Source organism: Pararhizobium arenae (assembly GCF_001931685.1).
Classification (GTDB): Bacteria; Pseudomonadota; Alphaproteobacteria; order Rhizobiales; family Rhizobiaceae; genus Pararhizobium; species Pararhizobium arenae.
Genome location: NZ_MOOY01000011.1, coordinates 40,109 through 58,608, shown reverse-complemented (window position 1 = coordinate 58,608; position 18,500 = coordinate 40,109). Strand labels below are relative to the sequence as shown.

The window sequence follows — 18,500 nt, the reverse complement described above, 5'->3', positions numbered from 1 at the left end:
ATATGGATCCTATCCTTACAGAAATCATGAAGAACCGTTTCACCGCCATGGCGGAGGAAGCGTCCACCGTCGCCTATCGAACGGCACACACCACGTTCGTGAAGCAGACGCAGGACTTCCAGGTCGCGCTTGCCACGCTTGACGGCGAGTTCTTCGCATATCCGACGATGACGGGTGTCACCAACGGATCGGGCGATTCAATCAGCGGCATGGTGAAAGCGATCGACGAGAAAATCCTGCCAGGTGACGTGATCGTCTCCAACGATCCGTTCAACACGGGAGGCCTCGCTACCCACATCATGGACGTCCATCTCGTCCAACCGATCTACCACCAGGGCGAACTGGTCTGCTACGCATGGTCGTTTGTCCATGCCTCGGACGTGGGCGGCGCGGTCCCTGGCTCGATTTCGCCGGACCTCAGCGAAGTCTACCAAGAGGGGCTGCGCCTGCGTCCCGCGAAACTCGTACGGGAAGGCGTTCTCAACAGGGATATCGTCGGGATCATAAAGGACAATTCCCGGATCGGCGAAGCCGTCTGGGGCGATCTCGAGGCGCTCATGTCCGCGATGAGACTCCTTTCGAACCGCGTGAACGAGCTGTGCGAGAAGATGGGTGTCGCGGCGTTTCGCGAGGGTGTCGCCGGAGTCCTCTCGTACTCCGAACGTAAGGCGCGGGAGATCATCGGCCAGTTGAAGGACGGAACGTACACGTTCGCCGACTACATCGAGGGTGCCGAGGGTTCGGAGCCTATCCTCCTTCACTGCAGCCTGACGATTGACGGCGACGAAGCCGAGATCGACTATAGCGGATCGTCGCCGCAGGTGAGGTCGGCGCTGAATTTCTATAGCGGCGAGCGGAGCCACCCCTTCCTCTGCCTTGGACTCACCAACTACATCTACACCATGGCTCCCACCATGCCCGTCAACGGCGGGAGTATCCGGCCAATCCGGGCACGAGCTCCGCTCGGATCGGTGATGAACGCGGAATTTCCCGCTTCGTCCGGAAACCGCTGGGTCTCCGTGATGCGGATTTACGACACCCTTATCGGCTGCCTGAACCAGGCCATTGAAGGCGGTATCGCGGCTTGCGGAGCCGGGCAGGGGGGCATCATTTCCGCGTCCTGGATCGACGCGGCAACCGGGCGGAGCCGGGTCAGCGTCGTGGAGCCGTTTTCCGGCGGTTCCGGGGCCCGTGTCCGCGGGGACGGCGTCGACGCCAACGACACCATGATCGGGTATCTCAAGAGCACGCCCGTCGAATACGTGGAGGTCGAGGTTCCGCTCGTCGTCCACCGCTACGAACTCGTCTCCGACGTGGCCGGACACGGGAAATACCGGGGGGGCGCAGCAATTCGCATAGAAATCGAAGCCCGCGTTCCCGAGCTCAAAATCGCGGTGCGAGGTCTGGACAGGTTCCGCTTTCAGCCGTGGGGCGTGTATGGCGGCCACCCGGGGAGCAACAGCGCGGGAGAGGTTATCAGAGCGGACGGCCGCAGGGAGGTCATCGGGATGGTGAAAGTGCTCACGCTTTTCGCCGGAGACCGCCTGCTGATGACATCGTCGGCAGGGGGCGGTTTCGGCCCGGCGGAGACCCGCGATCCCGATCTGGTGTTGCGCGACGTGCTCGATGGTTTCATCAGCGCGGAAACAGCGCGGGAAATCTACGGCGTGGAGATCGACGGAGACCGGATCGCAGCCGACAAAAACCTCTCACGAGGTGGCGAAGGAAGCGAATTCGCCGACACCGCGATTGCCATCGGACCCGCGCGGGAGGCCTTCGAAGCCTTGTGGCCTGTTGAGGCGAGCGTCGAGTATTCGAAAGCCATCCTCGCGCTGCCCTTCGGCCTGCGCGGAATCGTGGGGTCCCGCGCGAGAGCGGAGCTAGAGGGCCATGACGGTCAATTAACTCCCCAGGCGGTCAGAAGGAGCGTCGAGGCTCACGCCGCCGCCCTGGCTGCGTAGTTCCCGCATCCGTAAACTTTCAAGACGAGAGAAACGATGTACAAAAACGAACTCTACATCGGTGGCAAATGGCTGCCTTCCGCGAGCGGCGAACGCTTCGACGTTCTCAATCCCGCCGACGAAACAGTGATCACCTCCGTCGCTTCCGCTTCGGTGCAGGAAGCGATCTCGGCGGTGGACGCGGCGAGCGAAGCCGCGTTTGCCTGGTCGAAGAAAAGTCCCCGCGCCAGGGGCGAGGTGCTGCGCAAGGCGTATGAGCTGATGACGGCACGGCTGGACGAATTCGCCCGCCTCATCACCCTGGAGAACGGTAAGGCGGGAGCAGACGCCCGTGGAGAGGCGGCATATGCCGCGGAGTTTTTCCGGTGGTTTTCGGAGGAAGCCGTCCGCATCGAGGGTTCGGTGTCCATGGCCCCGTCGAGCGGGGCGAGGATTCTCGTCCAACACAGGGCTGCGGGCGTGGCCGTGCTTGTGACACCCTGGAACTATCCTGCCGCGATGGGAACACGCAAGATCGCCCCGGCTCTCGCCGCCGGATGTACCGTCGTGATCAAGCCCGCGTCGGAGACGCCGCTCACGATGCTTGCGCTTATGCCGCTGCTAGAGGAGGCAGGCGTTCCTCCGGGGGTCGTGAACGTCGTTCCGTCGAAAACCTCAGGTGCGGTCGTCGATGCCATGCTGCACGATCCTCGGGTTCGCGTCGTGTCGTTCACCGGATCCACTTCCGTGGGGCAGAAGCTTCTACACGCTGCGGCTGACCGCGTGCTCAAGCCAGCCATGGAACTGGGGGGCAACGCTCCCGTCATCGTTTTCGAGGACGCAGATATCGAGCAGGCAGTGGCTGGCACCATGCTGGCCAAAATGCGCAATCTCGGAGAGGCCTGCACCGCGGCGAACCGCATATACGTTCACAGGTCCGTTGCCGAGACCTTCACGTCGAAATTGACTTCGGAGTTCTCCAAGCTCCGCGTCGGAAACGGGCTTGACCCGGACGTCGATGTCGGCCCGCTGGTCAACGCGGGAGCCCGAAACAGCGTCTCGCGTTTCGTAGACGACGCGGTCGCAAAGGGAGCGGAGCTGAAACTCGGGGGTGTCGTCCCGGAAGGACCGGGCCATTTCTATCCGCCGACCGTGCTGTTCGACGTGCCGCAGAACGCGGACTGCGTTGCTGGCGAAATCTTCGGCCCGGTCGCCGCCATCCAGGTCTTCGACGACGAGGACGATGTCGTTTCCCGTGCGAACGACACCGATTACGGTTTGGCCGGGTACGTTTTCACCTCCGATTTGAAGCGGGGTCTCAGGGTTTCCGAACGGCTCGAGGTCGGAATGGTCGGGCTGAACAGGGGCCTCCTCTCGGACCCCGCGGCTCCGTTCGGGGGCGTGAAGCTCTCCGGCCTCGGACGCGAAGGCGGGAAGGAAGGCATCCGAGAGTTCCTGGAAACCCAATACATCTCGACGGAATGGTGAGCGGCATGACAGGCGAGATACACCGCTTCGGGACGCGCGCACCGTCTCGGGTTGGGGGTCCGTTCGAGTTTGACGGTTCCGGCGACATATCTTCCCATGGCGATCTTCAGATCGCCCATCTTGCCTTGGACGGCAACGGAAGCTCCGGTCCGCTCGCCGCTCATGTAACCGTCATCGTCACGAACGGGATCCTCACGCTTGACGGCGACCAAAAGGTAACCCTGAAGACGGGACAAGCAGCGGTTCTCGGACGAGGAACCCATGTCGATTGGCGCGCCGAGCGAGATTGCGAATGCATAGTCGCATCCTACTTCCCGGCACAGCATTCGCCCGGGATCGCATACCTCGATCCGCGCGCGGAGCGCCAGCCTTCGCGCGGGCCGTCGGAGTCCGTACTGCTTTCGCCCGTCCCGATCTGCAACAAGCTCACCGTGTTCGAAAGCGCTGACGGCAAATACGGCGTCGGCTACTGGGACGCGGAGGCATACTCCAGAAAGTCGGTCGAATACGATTACTACGAGCTCATGCATCTTCTGCGTGGGGAGGTCACCTTGGGTCAGCGGGATGAGAGTGACTTCCGCGCTGCGGCTGGCGAGGTCCTCGTCGTGACACCCGGGTCCGCGTCGACATGGGTTTCGAAAGCGGATGTCGAGAAACTCTGGATCAGCTACGCGCCGCAGTGAAGGCGACATCGAAAGCGAGGGAGAAGTCCTATGAGAATTTTGGTCCCGGTAAAGCGGGTCGTCGACTATAACGTCAATGTCCGCGTAAAAGCCGACGGATCGGGCGTCGAACTGACGAACGTCAAAATGTCCATGAATCCGTTCGATGAAGTTTCCGTCGAGGCCGCGCTCCGGTTGAAAGAAGCGGGAAAGGCCTCCGAGATCGTGGTCGTGTCGATCGGTCCGGCTAAGGCGGAAGATACGCTTCGCACCGCTCTCGCCATGGGAGCGGACCGGGCGATACTCGTGGAGACGGATGACACGATCGAGCCGCTGGCCGTCGCGAAAATCCTGAAATCCGTGGCAGAGGCGGAGAAACCCGATCTCGTATTGACGGGCAAGCAGGCGATCGACGACGACTCCAACCAAACCGGGCAGATGTTGTCGGCGCTGCTTGGATGGCCACAGGGGACGTTCGCCTCGGATATCGAGATCGCCGATGGATCGGCGGTTGTCGTCCGCGAGGTCGACGGCGGTTCACGGACCATACGTATCGCACTTCCCGCCGTCGTAACCACCGATCTCAGGCTCAACGAGCCGCGCTATCCGTCGTTGCCGAACATCATGAAGGCGAAGAAGAAGCCGCTCGAGCGTCGAACGCCCGGGGATTTCGGGGTCACTACCGAACCGCGTCTGATCGTCATGAAAACGGAGGAGCCGTCGGGCCGCAAGGCGGGTGTCATTGTCGCGAGCGCGCAAGAACTGGTCCAGCGACTGAGCGCGGAAACAGGCACCATCTGAACGGAAATACGGGAGAACTCAAAAATGGCTATTCTGCTAGTCGTCGATCACGACAACACATCGCTCTCCGAACAGACGGCGAAAGCCCTGACGGCCGCGTCCCTCATCGGCGATGAGGCCGGGACCGAAATTCATCTTCTCGTCGCGGGCGAGGGCGTGACGGCCATCGCCGAGCGAGCAGCAAGGCTGGCAGGGGCCAGCAAGGTGCTCGTCGCCGACGATCCGAGGTATACAGACGGGCTGGCGGAGCCACTAGCGGCCCTGGTGGTCTCGCTGGCCGACGGATACGACACCATCGTAGCGGCTGCTACGTCGAGCGGTAAGGACGTCATGCCGAGGGTTGCCGCACTCCTCGACGTCTCGCAAATCTCGGAAATCACCGAAGTCCTGGATCGAGTTACGTTCAAGCGGCCCGTATATGCGGGTAACGCCGTCCAGACGGTCAGGTCCACGGATGCCAAGCGGGCTATCACGGTCCGAACCTCCGCCTTCGCGGTGGCGTCCGAAGGCCCGCAAGTTCCGATCGTGCCTGCGACAACCGGCCAGCACCAGTATCCGGCGTCGTCTCTTGTAAGCGAACAGCTCGCGAAGTCGGAGCGTCCCGATCTTACATCGGCCAAGGTTGTCGTAGCGGGCGGCCGTGCGCTCGGCTCCGCGGAGAAATTCAACGCCACGATCATCCCGCTCGCCGATAGACTCGGAGCCGCCGTGGGTGCGAGCCGGGCGGCGGTGGACGCGGGATATGCTCCCAACGACTGGCAGGTCGGCCAGACGGGTAAGATCGTCGCGCCGGACCTGTACATCGCATGCGGGATCTCGGGCGCGATCCAGCATCTCGCGGGCATGAAGGACTCGAAGGTGATCGTTGCGATCAACCAGGACAGCGAAGCCCCCATTTTCCAGGTCGCCGATTACGGCCTGGTCGGCGACCTGTTCGAGTTGCTCCCCGAGCTGGAGACGGCGCTGGCAAGCCGCAGCGCGACCAAGAGCTGATCCGCGCCCCCTAAGAAATCAAACGCCTGTCGTACCGACACGGCAACGCCGCACGAACGGAGAAGTCTATGCCAGCCCCTAACCCCTCGGAAAAAGCGCTTGTCCCATTCGTGAGCGTCGCCAACATGATGCGCCTTGTTCACCACGTCGGTATAGAGCCCATGTTGATAGGGCTGGCCGCCGCGATCGAAGCCGATTTCCGTCGGTGGGAAACCTTCGATAAAACTCCGCGCGTCGCTTCTCATTCGAGCGAGGGCGTGATCGAGTTGATGCCTACCTCCGACGGTGAAATCTACAGTTTCAAGTACGTCAACGGGCATCCCAGCAACATGGGGCGCGGCCTCCAGACGGTAACGGCGTTCGGGCTACTCGCGGAAGTGTCGACCGGATATCCCGTGCTACTGACGGAAATGACGCTTTTGACGGCCCTGCGAACGGCGGCGACGTCCGCAATGGCAGCGCGTTATCTCGCCCCGAAAAACGCGACCACCATGGCGCTTATCGGTAACGGAGCCCAAGCGGAGTTCCAGGCGCTCGCGATGAAGGCAATCGTGGGCACCGAGAGGGTGAGGCTGTACGATATCGATCCCCTGGCGACAGCAAAAGCCGCGCGAAACCTCGAGGATTTCGGTGTCGAGGTGACGGTGTGCTCTTCGTCTCAGGAGGCGATAGAAGGCGCGCAGATCATCACGACCTGCACGGCCGACAAGCAGTATGCGACGATCCTCACCGACAACATGGTCGGCAGCGGGGTACATATCAACGCCATCGGTGGTGATTGCCCCGGCAAGACGGAGCTTCACCGGGACATCCTCTTGCGCGCCGACACTTTCGTCGAGTTTCCGCCCCAGACGCGGATCGAGGGAGAAATCCAGCAGATGGATGCCGAGTACCCCGTGACAGAGCTTTGGCGGGTCGTGACGGGCACCGCCATCGGCCGCCGCGACGAGAGACAGGTCACCCTCTTCGACAGCGTGGGTTTCGCGATCGAGGATTTCTCGGCATTGCGTTACATCAGAAGCCAACTCGGGGGTGGCGAGTTTTCCGAGCGACTCGATATCATTGCCGATCCCGACGAGTCGCGAGACCTTTTCGGCATGCTGCTCCGGGCAGCATAGAAGATTGCGATATCCGGACGTGGGCAATAAACACGGCAACGGGGGGCGTTGGTCAACAGTGCCGCCGAGCGATGCCCGCGTTCGGGTTCAACGATTGGTTGTGCGTTGCCTTCACGTTGAGCGTCATGTGAGAACACGTGAGACCCCGTCGAGGCCCTCGATGGGGTTCAAGACGATCGGGTCGAATCCGACATGGCCGGGCTGTCGGAGGAGGCGGGAGCCGCAAACTAGGCGCGTCACTCCCGGATCAAATAGAAAAGGACTGGCGTCGCTGCTCGAGGGGCGAGACCCGCGGCTGGACGAGATTTACTTCCGGACAATAGGTCAACGGTTTTAGAAAGCACTTAACCGCCGCACTAACTACAATGGCTTGCCGGACATTGATTCGGAGGTCATATAAAAGCTTGCCGACGACAGCAAGCGCACTGGAAGACCAACTAGCCATGCGAGACAGTGAATTTCAAATCGCGAAGCAAAATGCCTCTCTTCGAATGCAGGTCGAAGAAAAGCTGCGCCAAGCGATATCGGTAGGGCGCTTCAAGCCCGGCGAGCGGCTCGTCGAGCGCGAGCTATGCGAGATGATCGGAGTGGGACGTACCTCGATAAGGGAGGCGCTCCGCCAGCTCGAAGCGGAAGGCTTGATAACCAGCTTCCCGCACCGTGGCCCTGTGGTCAGCACGATAAGCTACGAAGAGGCCGCCCAGTTGTACACGGTCCGGGCGCTTCTCGAGAGTTTCGCCGGACAGCAATTCGCCGAGCAGGGCACCGAAGAGGACATGGCCGACCTGGAACTGAGGGTCAAGGAATTCTCGGATGCCGCGCAAGCCGATTCCCGAGAACGGCTTCTCGCAGCCAAAACCGCATTTTACGAGTGCCTCACAAACGGAAGCAAGAACGTTGTCGTCAAGCAGATACTGACATCGCTCCACAACCGCGTCACGCTCCTGAGAATGACTTCGATGACCCAACCCGGGCGGCTTGAACACAGCGTGGAGGAGATCCAGGCAATAGCTGCGGCAATCCGCGAGCGGGACGGTCCAAAAGCCGCTGCAGCGTGCAAGTATCACATCGACATGGCAGCGAGGGTCGCGCTGGAACATCTACCCCGGGACTGAAGCTCGCTTGCCTTGACAGATTGTCTGATGATCTGCTTAAAACTACTTGCCGTGGTCGCTGAGCGAGGCATGGTGATGGTCAGGCAAGATCGCGCGGTCACGACATCCAACCCCCTCCTGTCGAGGGCGATAGGGGCGTGAGGCCATACCGACATCTTGCCTTCTGAATGGGAGGAGATAATTGGCAATGTTCGAAGTGTTGCGCGACCGCCTGAAAGAAGCGGCGGTTGACGAGGAATTGCCGCGCCTGTCGGCGGGACTGGAAGTCGCGATCAGGTTTGAAGTCGGGGAAGAGGGTCTGGTGCTTCAGATCGCGGATCAACGTGCGGTCGTTCTGGATGCCTATACCGCCGGAGAAGTCGATATACGCGTTGCCGCTCCGGCGGACACCTGGGCCAAGGTGTTCCAAGCGCCTCCGCCAGCGACGTTCCACTCCTTCACCGCGTTCCAGCTCGCTAACGCCGAGTTCCAGATCGAAGGGGCGGCTGTCGCGATCGCCAGGGCTCGCCCGGTACTCGAACGGGTCATCGAGCGAACGGTGAGAGCGACCGCGGCGGCCGCGCCGTCCACTCCACGCGACCTGGCGCAGATTGCAGGCAGGTATCGAGCGTTGCACATCGGTGGACAGCGATACGACATATACTTCGAAGAAGCTGGGCACGGCACGCCGGTATTGTTCCTTCACACGGCAGGTGCCGACGGTCGTCAGTTCCAACCGCAACTGTCCGATATCGGACTGGCCGAGAATCACCGCCTGATAGCCGTCGATCTCCCGTTCCACGGCAAGTCCATGCCGCCACTTTCCTGGGGCGGCGGAATCTACACCCTTTCGTCGGAGATGTACCTGGCATGGTGCGCCGCGATCATCGAAGAGATCGTGGGAGAGCAGGCCATCGTGGCCGGGGGATCGATGGGTGCGGCGATGGCGTTGACCCTGGCAGCGAAACGGCCTTCGCTTCTCCGAGGCATAATTGCCATCGAGCCTCCGTTCCGATCGAAAGGTAGGCGCAATGCCTACCAGAACCATGCGCACGTTCACGGATCGCTCCACAACGCCGCGTACGTAAGAGGGCTAATGAGCCCTATAAGCCCCGAAGACTGCCGCCGAAGGGCAAGCTGGATATATTCGCAGGCGGCCCCGGGGATCTACGCTGGTGACCTGGCGTTCTATAGCGATGAGTTCGACGGTGCCGTCACGGCTCCGGAAATCGACGCGGGCGATGTTCCTACCGTACTCCTGTCAGGCGACTACGACTACTCCGCCACACCCGCGGACGGGGCGAAGCTGGCAGCCCTGATACCGGGAAGCCTCCATCTGACCATGCCGGGTCTCGGACATTTCCCTATGTGCGAGCATCCCGACTACTTCCGTAGCTACCTCATGGCGGGCCTGGATCATATCGCCCGGCGATCCAGGTAGGCGGAGGAGAATACGACGGCGGCTGCAAGTAGCCGCCGTCGACCTGACCTATTCCACCAGATGGTTTCCGATGGACGAACCACCGTCTACCGTCACTATGCTTCCGGTGGCGAAGCGCGATCGGTCCGAGGCAAGAAACAGCATGGCTTCGGCGATCTCCTCGGGCCGTGCCATACGGTTCAGGGCAGCGCGGGAGTTAAATTCGCCGCGGAGCTTCACCGGGTCCGGCGTCTCCCTGAAGATCTTGTCGAAATAGGGCGAGTCAACCGTACCGGGCGCGACAGCATTCACGCGGATATTCTGTTTCGCGTGGTCCAGGGCCATGGCGCGAGTGAGCGAGGAGATAGCTCCCTTCGATGCGACATAGGCCGTGCGGTCCGCGATCGCGGATACCGCGGTGTACGATGTGGTGTTCACGATGGATCCTCCGCCCCTGGCAATCATCACAGGGATGACGAACTTAGAGCAAAGAAAAATTCCTTTCACGTTGACCGCCATCAAGCGGTCCCAATCGCTTTCAGCGGTCGAGACGACATTTCCCCGCATACCGTACCCGGCGTTGTTGACGAGGACGTCGATGCGCTTCCATTTTCCGGTGACCGTAGAAACCATCGCTTCCACGTCTTCCGCCGACGACACGTCAGCGCGTACGGCCAAAGCGCGGTTCCCGAGCTCTGCGGCGGTGTCGTTTGCCGAGCTTGCGTTCACATCGGCGACGACGACAAGCGCGCCCTCACTATAGAAAAGTTTCGCGGTCGCTTTCCCGATACCGCTGCCTGCGCCCGTGACGATGCAGACTTTACCTTCAAGTTCCATAGACATCTCCCGAATTCAAAAACGCGCACACGGAACCAGCTATCAGACAATCTGTCAATGATACAAAAACGTCTTGACAGATTGTCTGCGAATCTGGTTATTTCTCGCCAACCGACATTGCCCATGGGAGGGAGCGATGACTGAAACACTAACCGATGCGCAAAGCCAGTTCAGGTCGGCAATGCGCAGGTTTACTTCGACCATTTGCCTGATCACAACCGAATGCGACGGCGTCCGACACGGCATGGCGGCAACGGCCGTACAATCCGTCACGGCTGATCCTCCAACCATACTCGTGTGCATCAACCAATCCGCGTCAATCAGTCAGCCGCTGAAGCAGGCAAAGCGTTTCGCGGTCAACATGCTGCACCTGTCCCACGCACCGCTCGTGCCGCTCTTCAGCGGCAAACTGAAGGGGCAGGATCGCTTCCAGCACGGCGACTGGATTTCATTGAACGGCCTCCCGGTTCTATGCGACGCGCAAGCCTCGTTCGCCTGCGACCTCAGAGACGTTGTGCGTGTCCAGACCCACGATGTGGTGCTCGGCGAAGTGCGGCAAGCGCAGTACCTCGATGCGATCGCACCGCTTCTCTACGAGGACGGCAAGCTGATGCGGTCGTCTGCCCTCATCGATACCGCAGCCTGATCCCGCGCGTTCCACGACACTTCATGGAACGCCAAACCATCGAACGTTCAGCGTTCGCGAACCAATCCAAAGGAGAAACCCGTGACAACAGCAGCAACCGCAAGTGAACCGGCCATCAATGGTCGGACCGTAACCCACCGCTTCGAGCGGGGCCTGAAAACACGCCGCGAAGTTCTCGGCGGCGAATATGTCGATGCCTCTGTGAAGAAGGCTACGGACTTCAATTGGCCGATGCAGCAACTCGTCACGGAGTATTGCTGGGACGAAATCTGGAACCGTCCGGGTCTGGAGCGGAAGATGCGCAGCATCCTCAACCTTGGAATGATCTCGGCGCTCAACCGTCCCCACGAACTCAAGCTCCATGTCCGGGGCGCTATCAACAACGGGATCACGAAAGAGGAAATCCGGGAGGTATTTCTTCAGGTGTCGATCTACTGCGGCGTCCCCGCGGCCATCGACAGTTTTCGGTGCGCCCAGGAAGTATTCGACGAGATGAATATCTGAAAAGCATGATCGGCGGCGAAAAGTACACCGTCAAAGCATACCTTGGGAGGAAATATTGAGTATTCAAGAGGAATTCCGCGCGTCCGGCAACCCGATGTTCAACGACAACAAGTTGAAACTGGGCGTCTTCGGTACGAACTGCTCGAACGCCTGCGCCATCACCCTGGCCGAAACGACTTTCGAGCCGACGTTCGACCACAACGTCAAAATCGCCAGACAGCTCGAAGCGGCGGGTTGGGAGTGCATGGTTCCGATCGCCCGCTGGCGGGGCTTCGGTGGCCCGACGAACTTCAACGGTGTCAACATGGACACCTTCACGTGGGCCGCGGCGCTCGCTGCGGTTACAGAAAAGCTCCAGTTCTTCTCGACGACGCATATTCCGACGCTAAACCCCATAGTCGCGACCAAGATGGCAACGACGATCGACCATATTTCGAAAGGGAGATATGGCCTCAATCTCGTCACGGGCTGGTTCACTCCGGAGATGGAGATGTTCGGCGTTCCCATGATGGAACACGACACGCGGTACGAATACGCGACCGAGTGGATGGAGATCGTCGAGGAGCTCTGGAAACGGAATGGCGTCGATTTCTCCGGCCAGTTCCTCAAGGTCAAGGACGCATTCAGCGAGCCCAAGCCCTATAACAAGGCCGGCAGGCCAGTGCTGATCTGCGCCGGCGCATCCGGGAAAGGCCTGCAGTTCACCGCGAAGTTCTGCGACTTCAATTTCGGCTTCATGCAGGACATGGAATCCGGTTCGGCGTGGGTAAAGAAGGTCAAGGACCTTGCACGGACCGAGTACAATCGAGAGCTCGGGACCTTCACGGCCTGCCCTGTCGTGGTGCGCGAAACGGAGAAGGAAGCCCTCGAATACTATGATTACTACGTGAAGCAGAAGGGCGACTGGGAGGCTTGCGAAAACATTTGCGAGGTCCTGCAGGTCCAGTCCCAGAACCACTCCGCGGAAATGTATCAGAAGTTCAAGGAGCGCTTCATCGCGGGCTGGGGTGGTTTCCCGATCGTCGGCACGCCCGACCAGGTGACCGAGAAACTCGCCGCCTTGAGCAAGACCGGTGTCGACGGCGCGCTGCTTACGATGGTCGACTACAACGAAGAACTGCCGTTTTTCAACGAGAGGGTCATGCCTCTCCTGAAACAGGCCGGCCTTCGCAACTAGCCAAACGGGCGGCGATACGCCGCGCAAAATAGTCCTGTTTCCGTCGGGAACAGTCGGATTTCCGCGTCCGGGATTCATCGGGAAGACCGGGTGGCGCGGGAGAACCTGGGGGAGGAGACCCTATCATGCGGAATAAGCTATTAGCCGCTATCGCGCTGCTCTGCGGCGTCTATCAGGTGCCGTTGGTCGCGCATGCGGACGGTCTGGATTCGCTGCCGCCCGAACAGCAGGCGATATACGAACACGTGGATCCGGCGATCCCTCTCGGGGGAACCGTATTTAAGGATTTCGTCGCCAAGCGGCCGCCGCCTTGGAAGATCGGCTACGCCTCCACGTATGCCGGAAATACCTGGCGCGCCGCCATGCTCGACGAGCTCAACAATGTCCTGCTGCCCAAGTACAAGGACGCAGGACTCGTGTCGGAGCTTGTCGTCACCCAGTCTGACCTGAAGGACGCGGTCCAAATCCAGCAGATGCGGCAAATGGTGGATAGCGGCGTCGACGCGATCATCATCTGCTGCTCGAACGTCACGGCGCTTAACCAGACGATCGAGTACGCATACTCCAAGGGAGTTCCGGTCTTCTCCGTCTCCGGTTATGTGACATCGCCCTACGCGATCAGCGCAACGGAAAACAACACGCAGGGCGGCTACACGGCGGCGAAATGGCTGGCCGAAGAGATCGGCGGCAAGGGGAACGTGCTCCTTGTATCGGGCATCCCTGGATTCGCGTCGTCCGATAGCTTCGACATCGGCGCTAACAAGGCGCTCACGGAGTATCCCGACATCAAGGTCGTCGGCAACGTCGCCGGAAAGTGGACCGACCAGGTGGCTCAGGTCGAGGTGCAGAAGTTCCTCGCGACCAATCCCGCGCAGATCGACGGGATGGTCGTCCAGTCAGCCTCGGAGAACGGCGTCCTCAACGCCATTCTGCAGTCCGGTCGCGACCGGATGCCGATCGTTCTCGGAGGTGAGGCATCCGCCGCCTGCTATTGGCGCAAGAATCCGGATTTCGTCAGCAAGAGTTTCCATATCTGGCCGCCGCGGGCGGACATCAGCATGGTCTGGGACGTGATGATGCGGACACTCCAGGGTCAGGGTCCCAAAATCCAATCGATACTCCGCCCCGTGCTGCCCTACACGATCGATGACGTGAAGGAGGTTCTCGGAGAGGACTGCGACCTGAACTCGACCGACTGGATCGAACCGAAGGGCGACGCGTGGTGGCCCGCCGATGTCGCCGCTCAATACTTCGAAAGGCCCTCAGATCCCCTGACCTGGAAACCAAAGCAGTAGCACCTACGCATCTCCCTTCCGCACTATCCATTCCGGCAGGCGCGGAAGGGGAATATTCTTGGAAGTCCGGGCATCTCGCGATGCATGTGCGCTGGAGGCTGACTCCCGGCAGCCGCGGCATCACCGCTCGACCGGTTTGATTGAATGGCCGTTGACGCCGCCCGGCAGGGGCAAGCGGTCGGTCGAAGAACAATACAATTCTCCTGCCTTAGAACGGCGAAAGGTATGATTATGAAGATTCTGGGATCTTGCCAGTGCAAGAAAGTTCAGTACGAGGCTGCTCAAATCGATGGCCCCCTGTGGAACTGCTTCTGTCAGACGTGCAGAAAGTCCCATGCCGCCGATCACAACACGGCAGCGCGGGTCAAAAGCGAGGATTTCAAGATTACTTCGGGGGAGAATAGCCTCAGGAGCTACGAATCCACTCCGGGTAAGCTCAGATGGTTTTGCGAGACATGCGGGACCCACGTCTACGCGGAGCGACCAGCCCAGCCGGGCGCTGTTGTGGTCCGCGCCGGAACCTTCGATACCGATCCCGGTGTCGTCGCCGAGTCGAACGTTTGGGTTTCGCATGCGAAGCCGTGGTTGCAACACGACGCTTCGAAGCCGTCCCACGACGAGTTTCCGTGAGTGGAGGCCGTAGCCGGGCTTCGTATGATGCAACGATGCAGGTCGGGCATCACGAGACGGCCACGGGTCGCCACCTGCACGAGTGCGAGATAGCGTTAGAAGGAACGTGGTCGCTCTCTCTTGTGAGGGCGCGGTAAAGAGCTGTTCGATCACGAGGTCTATAGTCGGGGTGACGGCTTGACCATGCGCCTGCGGGCGGGACCACTTTGTAACGCGCCGCCTCAACCAGGGGACATCACTCACGCGGGTCCATGTCGCCTGGAATGCGCTTTGGCTCTAGAAATCCTCTGTCACAAGGCGCTCGGCCGTGAACTTGTCGGTGACGAGAACGTCTATCGTCTTCGTACGTAAGGCACCGGCGATCGCAGCGGTCTTGTGTTTTCCGCCCGCGAGCGCGATGACGCGATCGATCTTCGCCAGTTCGTCGAGGGAAAGCCCAATCACCCGCTCATCAAGAGAAGTTTTCACCGGAGTCCCCTGCAGGTCGAAGAACCGCAGCGATATGTCCCCGACAGCGCCCGACTCCGCCAGTCGGGATAATTCGCTTGCCGAGAAGAAATTGCCCGACCGCGCCAGGAGTTCAGAAGGCTCAATCGCTCCGATCCCCACGACTGCGGTTGTAATACGGTCAAAAAGGCCGATCGTTTCCCGTACGTAAGGGTCGTCGATCATAACAAGTTTCGCCTCTTTGGAAGAGGCAACTCCCTGAACAGGCAGCAGTTTGGGTTCCGCGCCCGTGAGCCGTGCCAGTTTGGCGGTCAACTGAGTCGCGTGGGTCTGAACCGCCGGGTCGCCCATGCCTCCGAGCGTTTGAACCACGTATCTGACAGACGCGCTTTTCTGCGGGTGGATGTTTTCCACCATCTTGTAAATAGTCTGGCTCCAGCTCGAAACACCCAAAACGTCGCCATCGGACAGCGTGACTTCGAGAAAATGTGCCGCGGCTTCGCCTATTCGGGACATGACCGCCGCATCACGATCTTCCGAACACTCGACGACGATCGCCTCTGGCAGACCAAACCGTTCCCTAAGCTTGCTTTCGAGTTCGGGGAAGGTGCCGAGCGGTGGGACCACGGTCGTGCGCACGATGTCTTCGACACTGGCACGTTTCAGCATCCGGGAGACCGTCGCCTGAGACAGGTTAAGGTGCTGCGCGATGTCGCCCTGACGACGGTTTTCGATATGATACATCTGAGCGACACGAGCGACCAGACGGAGTTCGTTTAAGCGGCTCATATCTTCTCCCATTATGAAATCGGCGACTATTGATCTTGATCGTCCTCCGCTTTGGCTGGCTGTTCGTACAGATGCTCTTCAGCGATAGCGGCTAGCTCACGGTCAAATCATGCATGAATAAATATACACCGCTAGATCTTGACGCTGGATTCTTGATGGCCTGCCATCAATTTTACGTCGGCTGACATCAGCACTCCAGTCCGGGTCGGCGTCTGAGAAGTTTAAGAAAATACATTCCGTTCCAGATATAACATGTTGATATATTGCCATATAATTTTCATGCTCCCAAATTCATCTGGTCGGTTCAACTAGCGTAAGCCAGTCGATTCAACGCGAATCGACCGTGCAAATTTATTGCGCCGAGATCCAGCTTGACACGGATAGGTATGATGTCTGAGCTTTAAATGCAATTTCAATAGTGAATATTTATGCACAAGATACGAGGAGGTATCATGGGACGAGAGCTTCTGAATACATTTTGTTGGTTTCCACGCGGAACTGAGCCGGTTAGGCGCATAATTTCCATTGAGAATTGAGCCATGTGAACCTTCCCCCAACGCGGAAAGCGACGGGGGCAACGGAGTGATCCACATGGGACTTTTAAACATCATCCGTCGGATGGCACTGCGTGAGAAGCTGTCTGTGCGCGAGATCAGCCGGCGCACGGGACTGTCGCGCAACACGATCGCGAAGTATTTGAACGCGGGTACGATCGAGCCGACGTTCACGGTACCGGAACGACCGAGCAAGCTTGATCCGTTCGCCGACAAACTTTCTGGCTGGCTGAAAACCGAGGCCGGAAGGTCACGCAAACAGCGCCGAACGCTGAAGCAACTTCATGCCGATCTGGTGGCTCTGGGCTTTGCTGGCTCCTATGGTCGGGTCGCCGCCTTCGCCCGTGAGTGGCGGGTTGAGCAGCAGACAGCAGGGCGCGGCATATTCGTTCCTCTGTCCTTCCGCGCTGGTGAGGCATTCCAGTTCGATTGGAGTGAAGATTATGCTGTGATCGGCGGTGAGCGTACGAAGCTTCAGGTCGCGCATATCAAGCTATCGCACAGCCGAGCTTTTCTGGTCCGAGCCTACCTGCTGCAAACGCACGAGATGCTCTTCGACGCTCATTGGCACGGGTTCCGGGTGTTCGGCGGCGTGCCGGGTCGTGGCATTTACGACAACATGAGGACCGCGGTCGATCGTGTTGGTCGCGGCAAGGAACGGCAAGTTAACGTCCGCTTCCAGGCAATGACGAACCACTACGTCTTTGCGCCCGAGTTCTGCAATCCCGCCGCAGGCTGGGAGAAGGGGCAGGTCGAGAAGAACGTTCAGGATGCCCGACCACGTTTGTGGCAACAGATGCCGCCCTTTCCGGATCTGGCGGCATTGAATGTCTGGCTGGAACAGCATTGCCAAGACCTTTGGTGCGACACAATTCACGGTACCTTGCCCGGCACGATCGCGGATGTTTGGGCTGATGAGCGGGTAGCATTGATGGCGCTCCCCACTATGTTTGACGGCTTCGTCGAGCAGAGCAAGCGTGTCTCCCCCACCTGCCTGATCACCTTCGAGCGGAACCGCTACAGCGTGCCTGCATCTTTTGCGAACCGACCCGTCAGCCTGCGGATTTACCCCGAGCGGCTGGTCGTTGCGGCCGAGGGCAATATTCTCTGCGAGCATCCGCGGATCATTGAACGCAGCCACGACAAAACGCCGCGAACGATTTACGACTGGCGGCATTACCTTGCGGTCATCCAACGCAAGCCCGGTGCCCTGCGCAATGGCGCACCCTTCCTGGAATTGCCGCCCGCCTTACGCAAATTGCAGGACCAGATCCTTCGCCGCCCCGGTGGTGATCGTGAGATGGTCGACATTCTCGCTCTCGTTCTTCATCACGACGAACAAATCGTCGTAAGAGCTGTAGAACTGGCTCTGGATCAAGGCGTCGCGACCAAGACGCATGTGCTGAACCTGCTGCATCGCCTGATAGATGGCAAGACGACTGACGACCCTGACATCGAGACGCCACAGGCGCTGACCTTGCTGCGTGAACCCAAGGCCAACGTTGAGCGCTACGATGGTCTGCGTGTACGGATCGCGGGAGGTCGCCATGCGTCATGATCCCGCCAGCGCAGCCGTCGTCATCATGCTGCGTAGCCTGAAGATGTATGGCATGGCCCAAGCCGTCACGGACCTGATCGAGCAAGGAGCGCCGGCGTTCGATGCGGCAGTGCCCGTGCTGTCCCAGTTGCTGAAAGCCGAGATGGCTGAGCGCGAGGTCCGCTCGATTGCTTACCATATGAAGGCTGCGCGCTTCCCGGCCTACAAAGACATCTCGGGATACGACTTCGCCGCCAGCGAGATCAACGAAGCGACGGTGCGCCAACTGCACCGATGCGAGTTCATGGACGGAGCGCAGAATATCGTGCTCGTCGGCGGGCCCGGAACAGGAAAAACACACATCGCGACCGCTCTCGGCGTCCAGGCAATCGAGCATCATCGTCGAAAGGTCCGCTTCTTCTCGACCATCGAACTGGTCAACGCTCTCGAGCAGGAGAAGGCCAAAGGCAAAGCCGGTCAGATCGCCGAAGCACTGGTTCGCCTCGATATGCTGATCCTTGATGAACTCGGATATCTTCCGTTGGTGGGTTCAAGGATGAAGTGCGAC

At 59.9% G+C, this 18,500-nt stretch carries 16 protein-coding genes and 1 pseudogene; 15 read left to right on the top strand and 2 right to left on the bottom strand.

Annotation, left to right across the window (positions count from 1 at the left end; translation table 11 throughout):
* Positions 1-2: 2 nt before the first annotated feature.
* The 8 genes from BLX89_RS21400 (at position 3) to BLX89_RS21365 (ending at position 9,537) form a co-directional block, all read left to right on the top strand.
* Entirely contained in the window at positions 3-1,961 is a 1,959-nt protein-coding gene (locus BLX89_RS21400) for a hydantoinase B/oxoprolinase family protein (protein WP_075293010.1), read from the top strand.
* Between the two features lie 36 nt (positions 1,962-1,997).
* Positions 1,998-3,428: an NAD-dependent succinate-semialdehyde dehydrogenase gene (locus BLX89_RS21395; RefSeq protein WP_075293009.1), complete on the top strand. Its 1,431-nt coding sequence runs from the start codon at positions 1,998-2,000 to the stop codon at positions 3,426-3,428.
* Positions 3,429-3,433: 5 nt separating this feature from the next.
* Positions 3,434-4,111, top strand: a complete 678-nt coding sequence (locus BLX89_RS21390; protein WP_158025986.1) for a cupin domain-containing protein — start codon at positions 3,434-3,436, stop codon at positions 4,109-4,111.
* Positions 4,112-4,141: 30 nt separating this feature from the next.
* Entirely contained in the window at positions 4,142-4,891 is a 750-nt protein-coding gene (locus BLX89_RS21385; RefSeq protein WP_075293007.1) for an electron transfer flavoprotein subunit beta/FixA family protein, read from the top strand.
* A 24-nt stretch (positions 4,892-4,915) separates the two neighbouring features.
* Complete coding sequence (locus tag BLX89_RS21380; RefSeq protein WP_075293006.1) at positions 4,916-5,884, top strand: electron transfer flavoprotein subunit alpha/FixB family protein; 969 nt, start codon at positions 4,916-4,918, stop codon at positions 5,882-5,884.
* Positions 5,885-5,952: 68 nt separating this feature from the next.
* The gene (locus BLX89_RS21375; RefSeq protein ID WP_075293005.1) at positions 5,953-7,002 is read left to right on the top strand and encodes an ornithine cyclodeaminase; all 1,050 of its coding nucleotides are present in this window, start codon (positions 5,953-5,955) and stop codon (positions 7,000-7,002) included.
* A 443-nt stretch (positions 7,003-7,445) separates the two neighbouring features.
* Positions 7,446-8,117, top strand: coding sequence for a GntR family transcriptional regulator (locus BLX89_RS21370; protein WP_075293004.1), 672 nt, complete (start codon positions 7,446-7,448; stop codon positions 8,115-8,117).
* A 187-nt stretch (positions 8,118-8,304) separates the two neighbouring features.
* The gene (locus BLX89_RS21365; protein ID WP_075293003.1) at positions 8,305-9,537 is read left to right on the top strand and encodes an alpha/beta fold hydrolase; all 1,233 of its coding nucleotides are present in this window, start codon (positions 8,305-8,307) and stop codon (positions 9,535-9,537) included.
* A 48-nt stretch (positions 9,538-9,585) separates the two neighbouring features.
* Here the strand turns inward: BLX89_RS21365 and BLX89_RS21360 are convergent, their stop codons facing one another.
* Positions 9,586-10,353: an SDR family oxidoreductase gene (locus BLX89_RS21360; RefSeq protein WP_075293002.1), complete on the bottom strand. Its 768-nt coding sequence runs from the start codon at positions 10,351-10,353 to the stop codon at positions 9,586-9,588.
* A gap of 136 nt (positions 10,354-10,489) precedes the next feature.
* Between BLX89_RS21360 and BLX89_RS21355 the strand changes: the two genes are divergently transcribed.
* The 5 genes from BLX89_RS21355 to BLX89_RS21335 all read left to right on the top strand — a co-directional run bounded on the left by BLX89_RS21355 (position 10,490) and on the right by BLX89_RS21335 (position 14,605).
* The gene (locus BLX89_RS21355) at positions 10,490-10,999 is read left to right on the top strand and encodes a flavin reductase family protein (protein WP_075293001.1); all 510 of its coding nucleotides are present in this window, start codon (positions 10,490-10,492) and stop codon (positions 10,997-10,999) included.
* Between the two features lie 81 nt (positions 11,000-11,080).
* Positions 11,081-11,503: a carboxymuconolactone decarboxylase family protein gene (locus tag BLX89_RS21350; RefSeq protein ID WP_245292889.1), complete on the top strand. Its 423-nt coding sequence runs from the start codon at positions 11,081-11,083 to the stop codon at positions 11,501-11,503.
* Between the two features lie 94 nt (positions 11,504-11,597).
* Positions 11,598-12,680, top strand: coding sequence for an LLM class flavin-dependent oxidoreductase (locus BLX89_RS21345; RefSeq protein ID WP_425348631.1), 1,083 nt, complete (start codon positions 11,598-11,600; stop codon positions 12,678-12,680).
* Between the two features lie 125 nt (positions 12,681-12,805).
* A complete protein-coding gene (locus BLX89_RS21340; RefSeq protein WP_075292999.1) occupies positions 12,806-13,975 on the top strand; it encodes an ABC transporter substrate-binding protein in 1,170 nt (389 codons plus the stop codon).
* A 144-nt stretch (positions 13,976-14,119) separates the two neighbouring features.
* Entirely contained in the window at positions 14,120-14,605 is a 486-nt protein-coding gene (locus BLX89_RS21335) for a GFA family protein (protein WP_342587609.1), read from the top strand.
* A 276-nt stretch (positions 14,606-14,881) separates the two neighbouring features.
* On the opposite strand, the gene BLX89_RS21330 is transcribed toward BLX89_RS21335, so the two are convergent.
* A complete protein-coding gene (locus tag BLX89_RS21330; protein ID WP_075292998.1) occupies positions 14,882-15,841 on the bottom strand; it encodes a sugar-binding transcriptional regulator in 960 nt (319 codons plus the stop codon).
* Positions 15,842-16,432: 591 nt separating this feature from the next.
* Here BLX89_RS21330 and istA point away from each other — a divergent pair.
* Entirely contained in the window at positions 16,433-17,953 is a 1,521-nt protein-coding gene (gene istA / locus BLX89_RS21325) for an IS21 family transposase (protein ID WP_075292997.1), read from the top strand.
* Positions 17,943-18,473 (top strand): annotated as a pseudogene (locus BLX89_RS21320) (ATP-binding protein); the annotation flags it as partial. The gene istA and the pseudogene BLX89_RS21320, both read left to right, overlap by 11 nt.
* Positions 18,474-18,500 lie beyond the last annotated feature (27 nt).

Excerpts from the sequence above, each read along its gene's own strand:
- BLX89_RS21400 (WP_075293010.1), top strand. The coding sequence starts at position 3 with ATGGATCCTATCCTTACAGAAATCATGAAGAACCGTTTCACCGCCATG.
- BLX89_RS21395 (WP_075293009.1), top strand. The coding sequence starts at position 1,998 with ATGTACAAAAACGAACTCTACATCGGTGGCAAATGGCTGCCTTCCGCG.
- BLX89_RS21390 (WP_158025986.1), top strand. The coding sequence starts at position 3,434 with ATGACAGGCGAGATACACCGCTTCGGGACGCGCGCACCGTCTCGGGTT.
- BLX89_RS21385 (WP_075293007.1), top strand. The coding sequence starts at position 4,142 with ATGAGAATTTTGGTCCCGGTAAAGCGGGTCGTCGACTATAACGTCAAT.
- BLX89_RS21380 (WP_075293006.1), top strand. The coding sequence starts at position 4,916 with ATGGCTATTCTGCTAGTCGTCGATCACGACAACACATCGCTCTCCGAA.
- BLX89_RS21375 (WP_075293005.1), top strand. The coding sequence starts at position 5,953 with ATGCCAGCCCCTAACCCCTCGGAAAAAGCGCTTGTCCCATTCGTGAGC.
- BLX89_RS21370 (WP_075293004.1), top strand. The coding sequence starts at position 7,446 with ATGCGAGACAGTGAATTTCAAATCGCGAAGCAAAATGCCTCTCTTCGA.
- BLX89_RS21365 (WP_075293003.1), top strand. The coding sequence starts at position 8,305 with ATGTTCGAAGTGTTGCGCGACCGCCTGAAAGAAGCGGCGGTTGACGAG.
- BLX89_RS21360 (WP_075293002.1), bottom strand. The coding sequence starts at position 10,353 with ATGGAACTTGAAGGTAAAGTCTGCATCGTCACGGGCGCAGGCAGCGGT.
- BLX89_RS21355 (WP_075293001.1), top strand. The coding sequence starts at position 10,490 with ATGACTGAAACACTAACCGATGCGCAAAGCCAGTTCAGGTCGGCAATG.
- BLX89_RS21345 (WP_425348631.1), top strand. The coding sequence starts at position 11,598 with ATGTTCAACGACAACAAGTTGAAACTGGGCGTCTTCGGTACGAACTGC.
- BLX89_RS21340 (WP_075292999.1), top strand. The coding sequence starts at position 12,806 with ATGCGGAATAAGCTATTAGCCGCTATCGCGCTGCTCTGCGGCGTCTAT.
- BLX89_RS21335 (WP_342587609.1), top strand. The coding sequence starts at position 14,120 with ATGGCCGTTGACGCCGCCCGGCAGGGGCAAGCGGTCGGTCGAAGAACA.
- BLX89_RS21330 (WP_075292998.1), bottom strand. The coding sequence starts at position 15,841 with ATGAGCCGCTTAAACGAACTCCGTCTGGTCGCTCGTGTCGCTCAGATG.
- istA (WP_075292997.1), top strand. The coding sequence starts at position 16,433 with ATGGGACTTTTAAACATCATCCGTCGGATGGCACTGCGTGAGAAGCTG.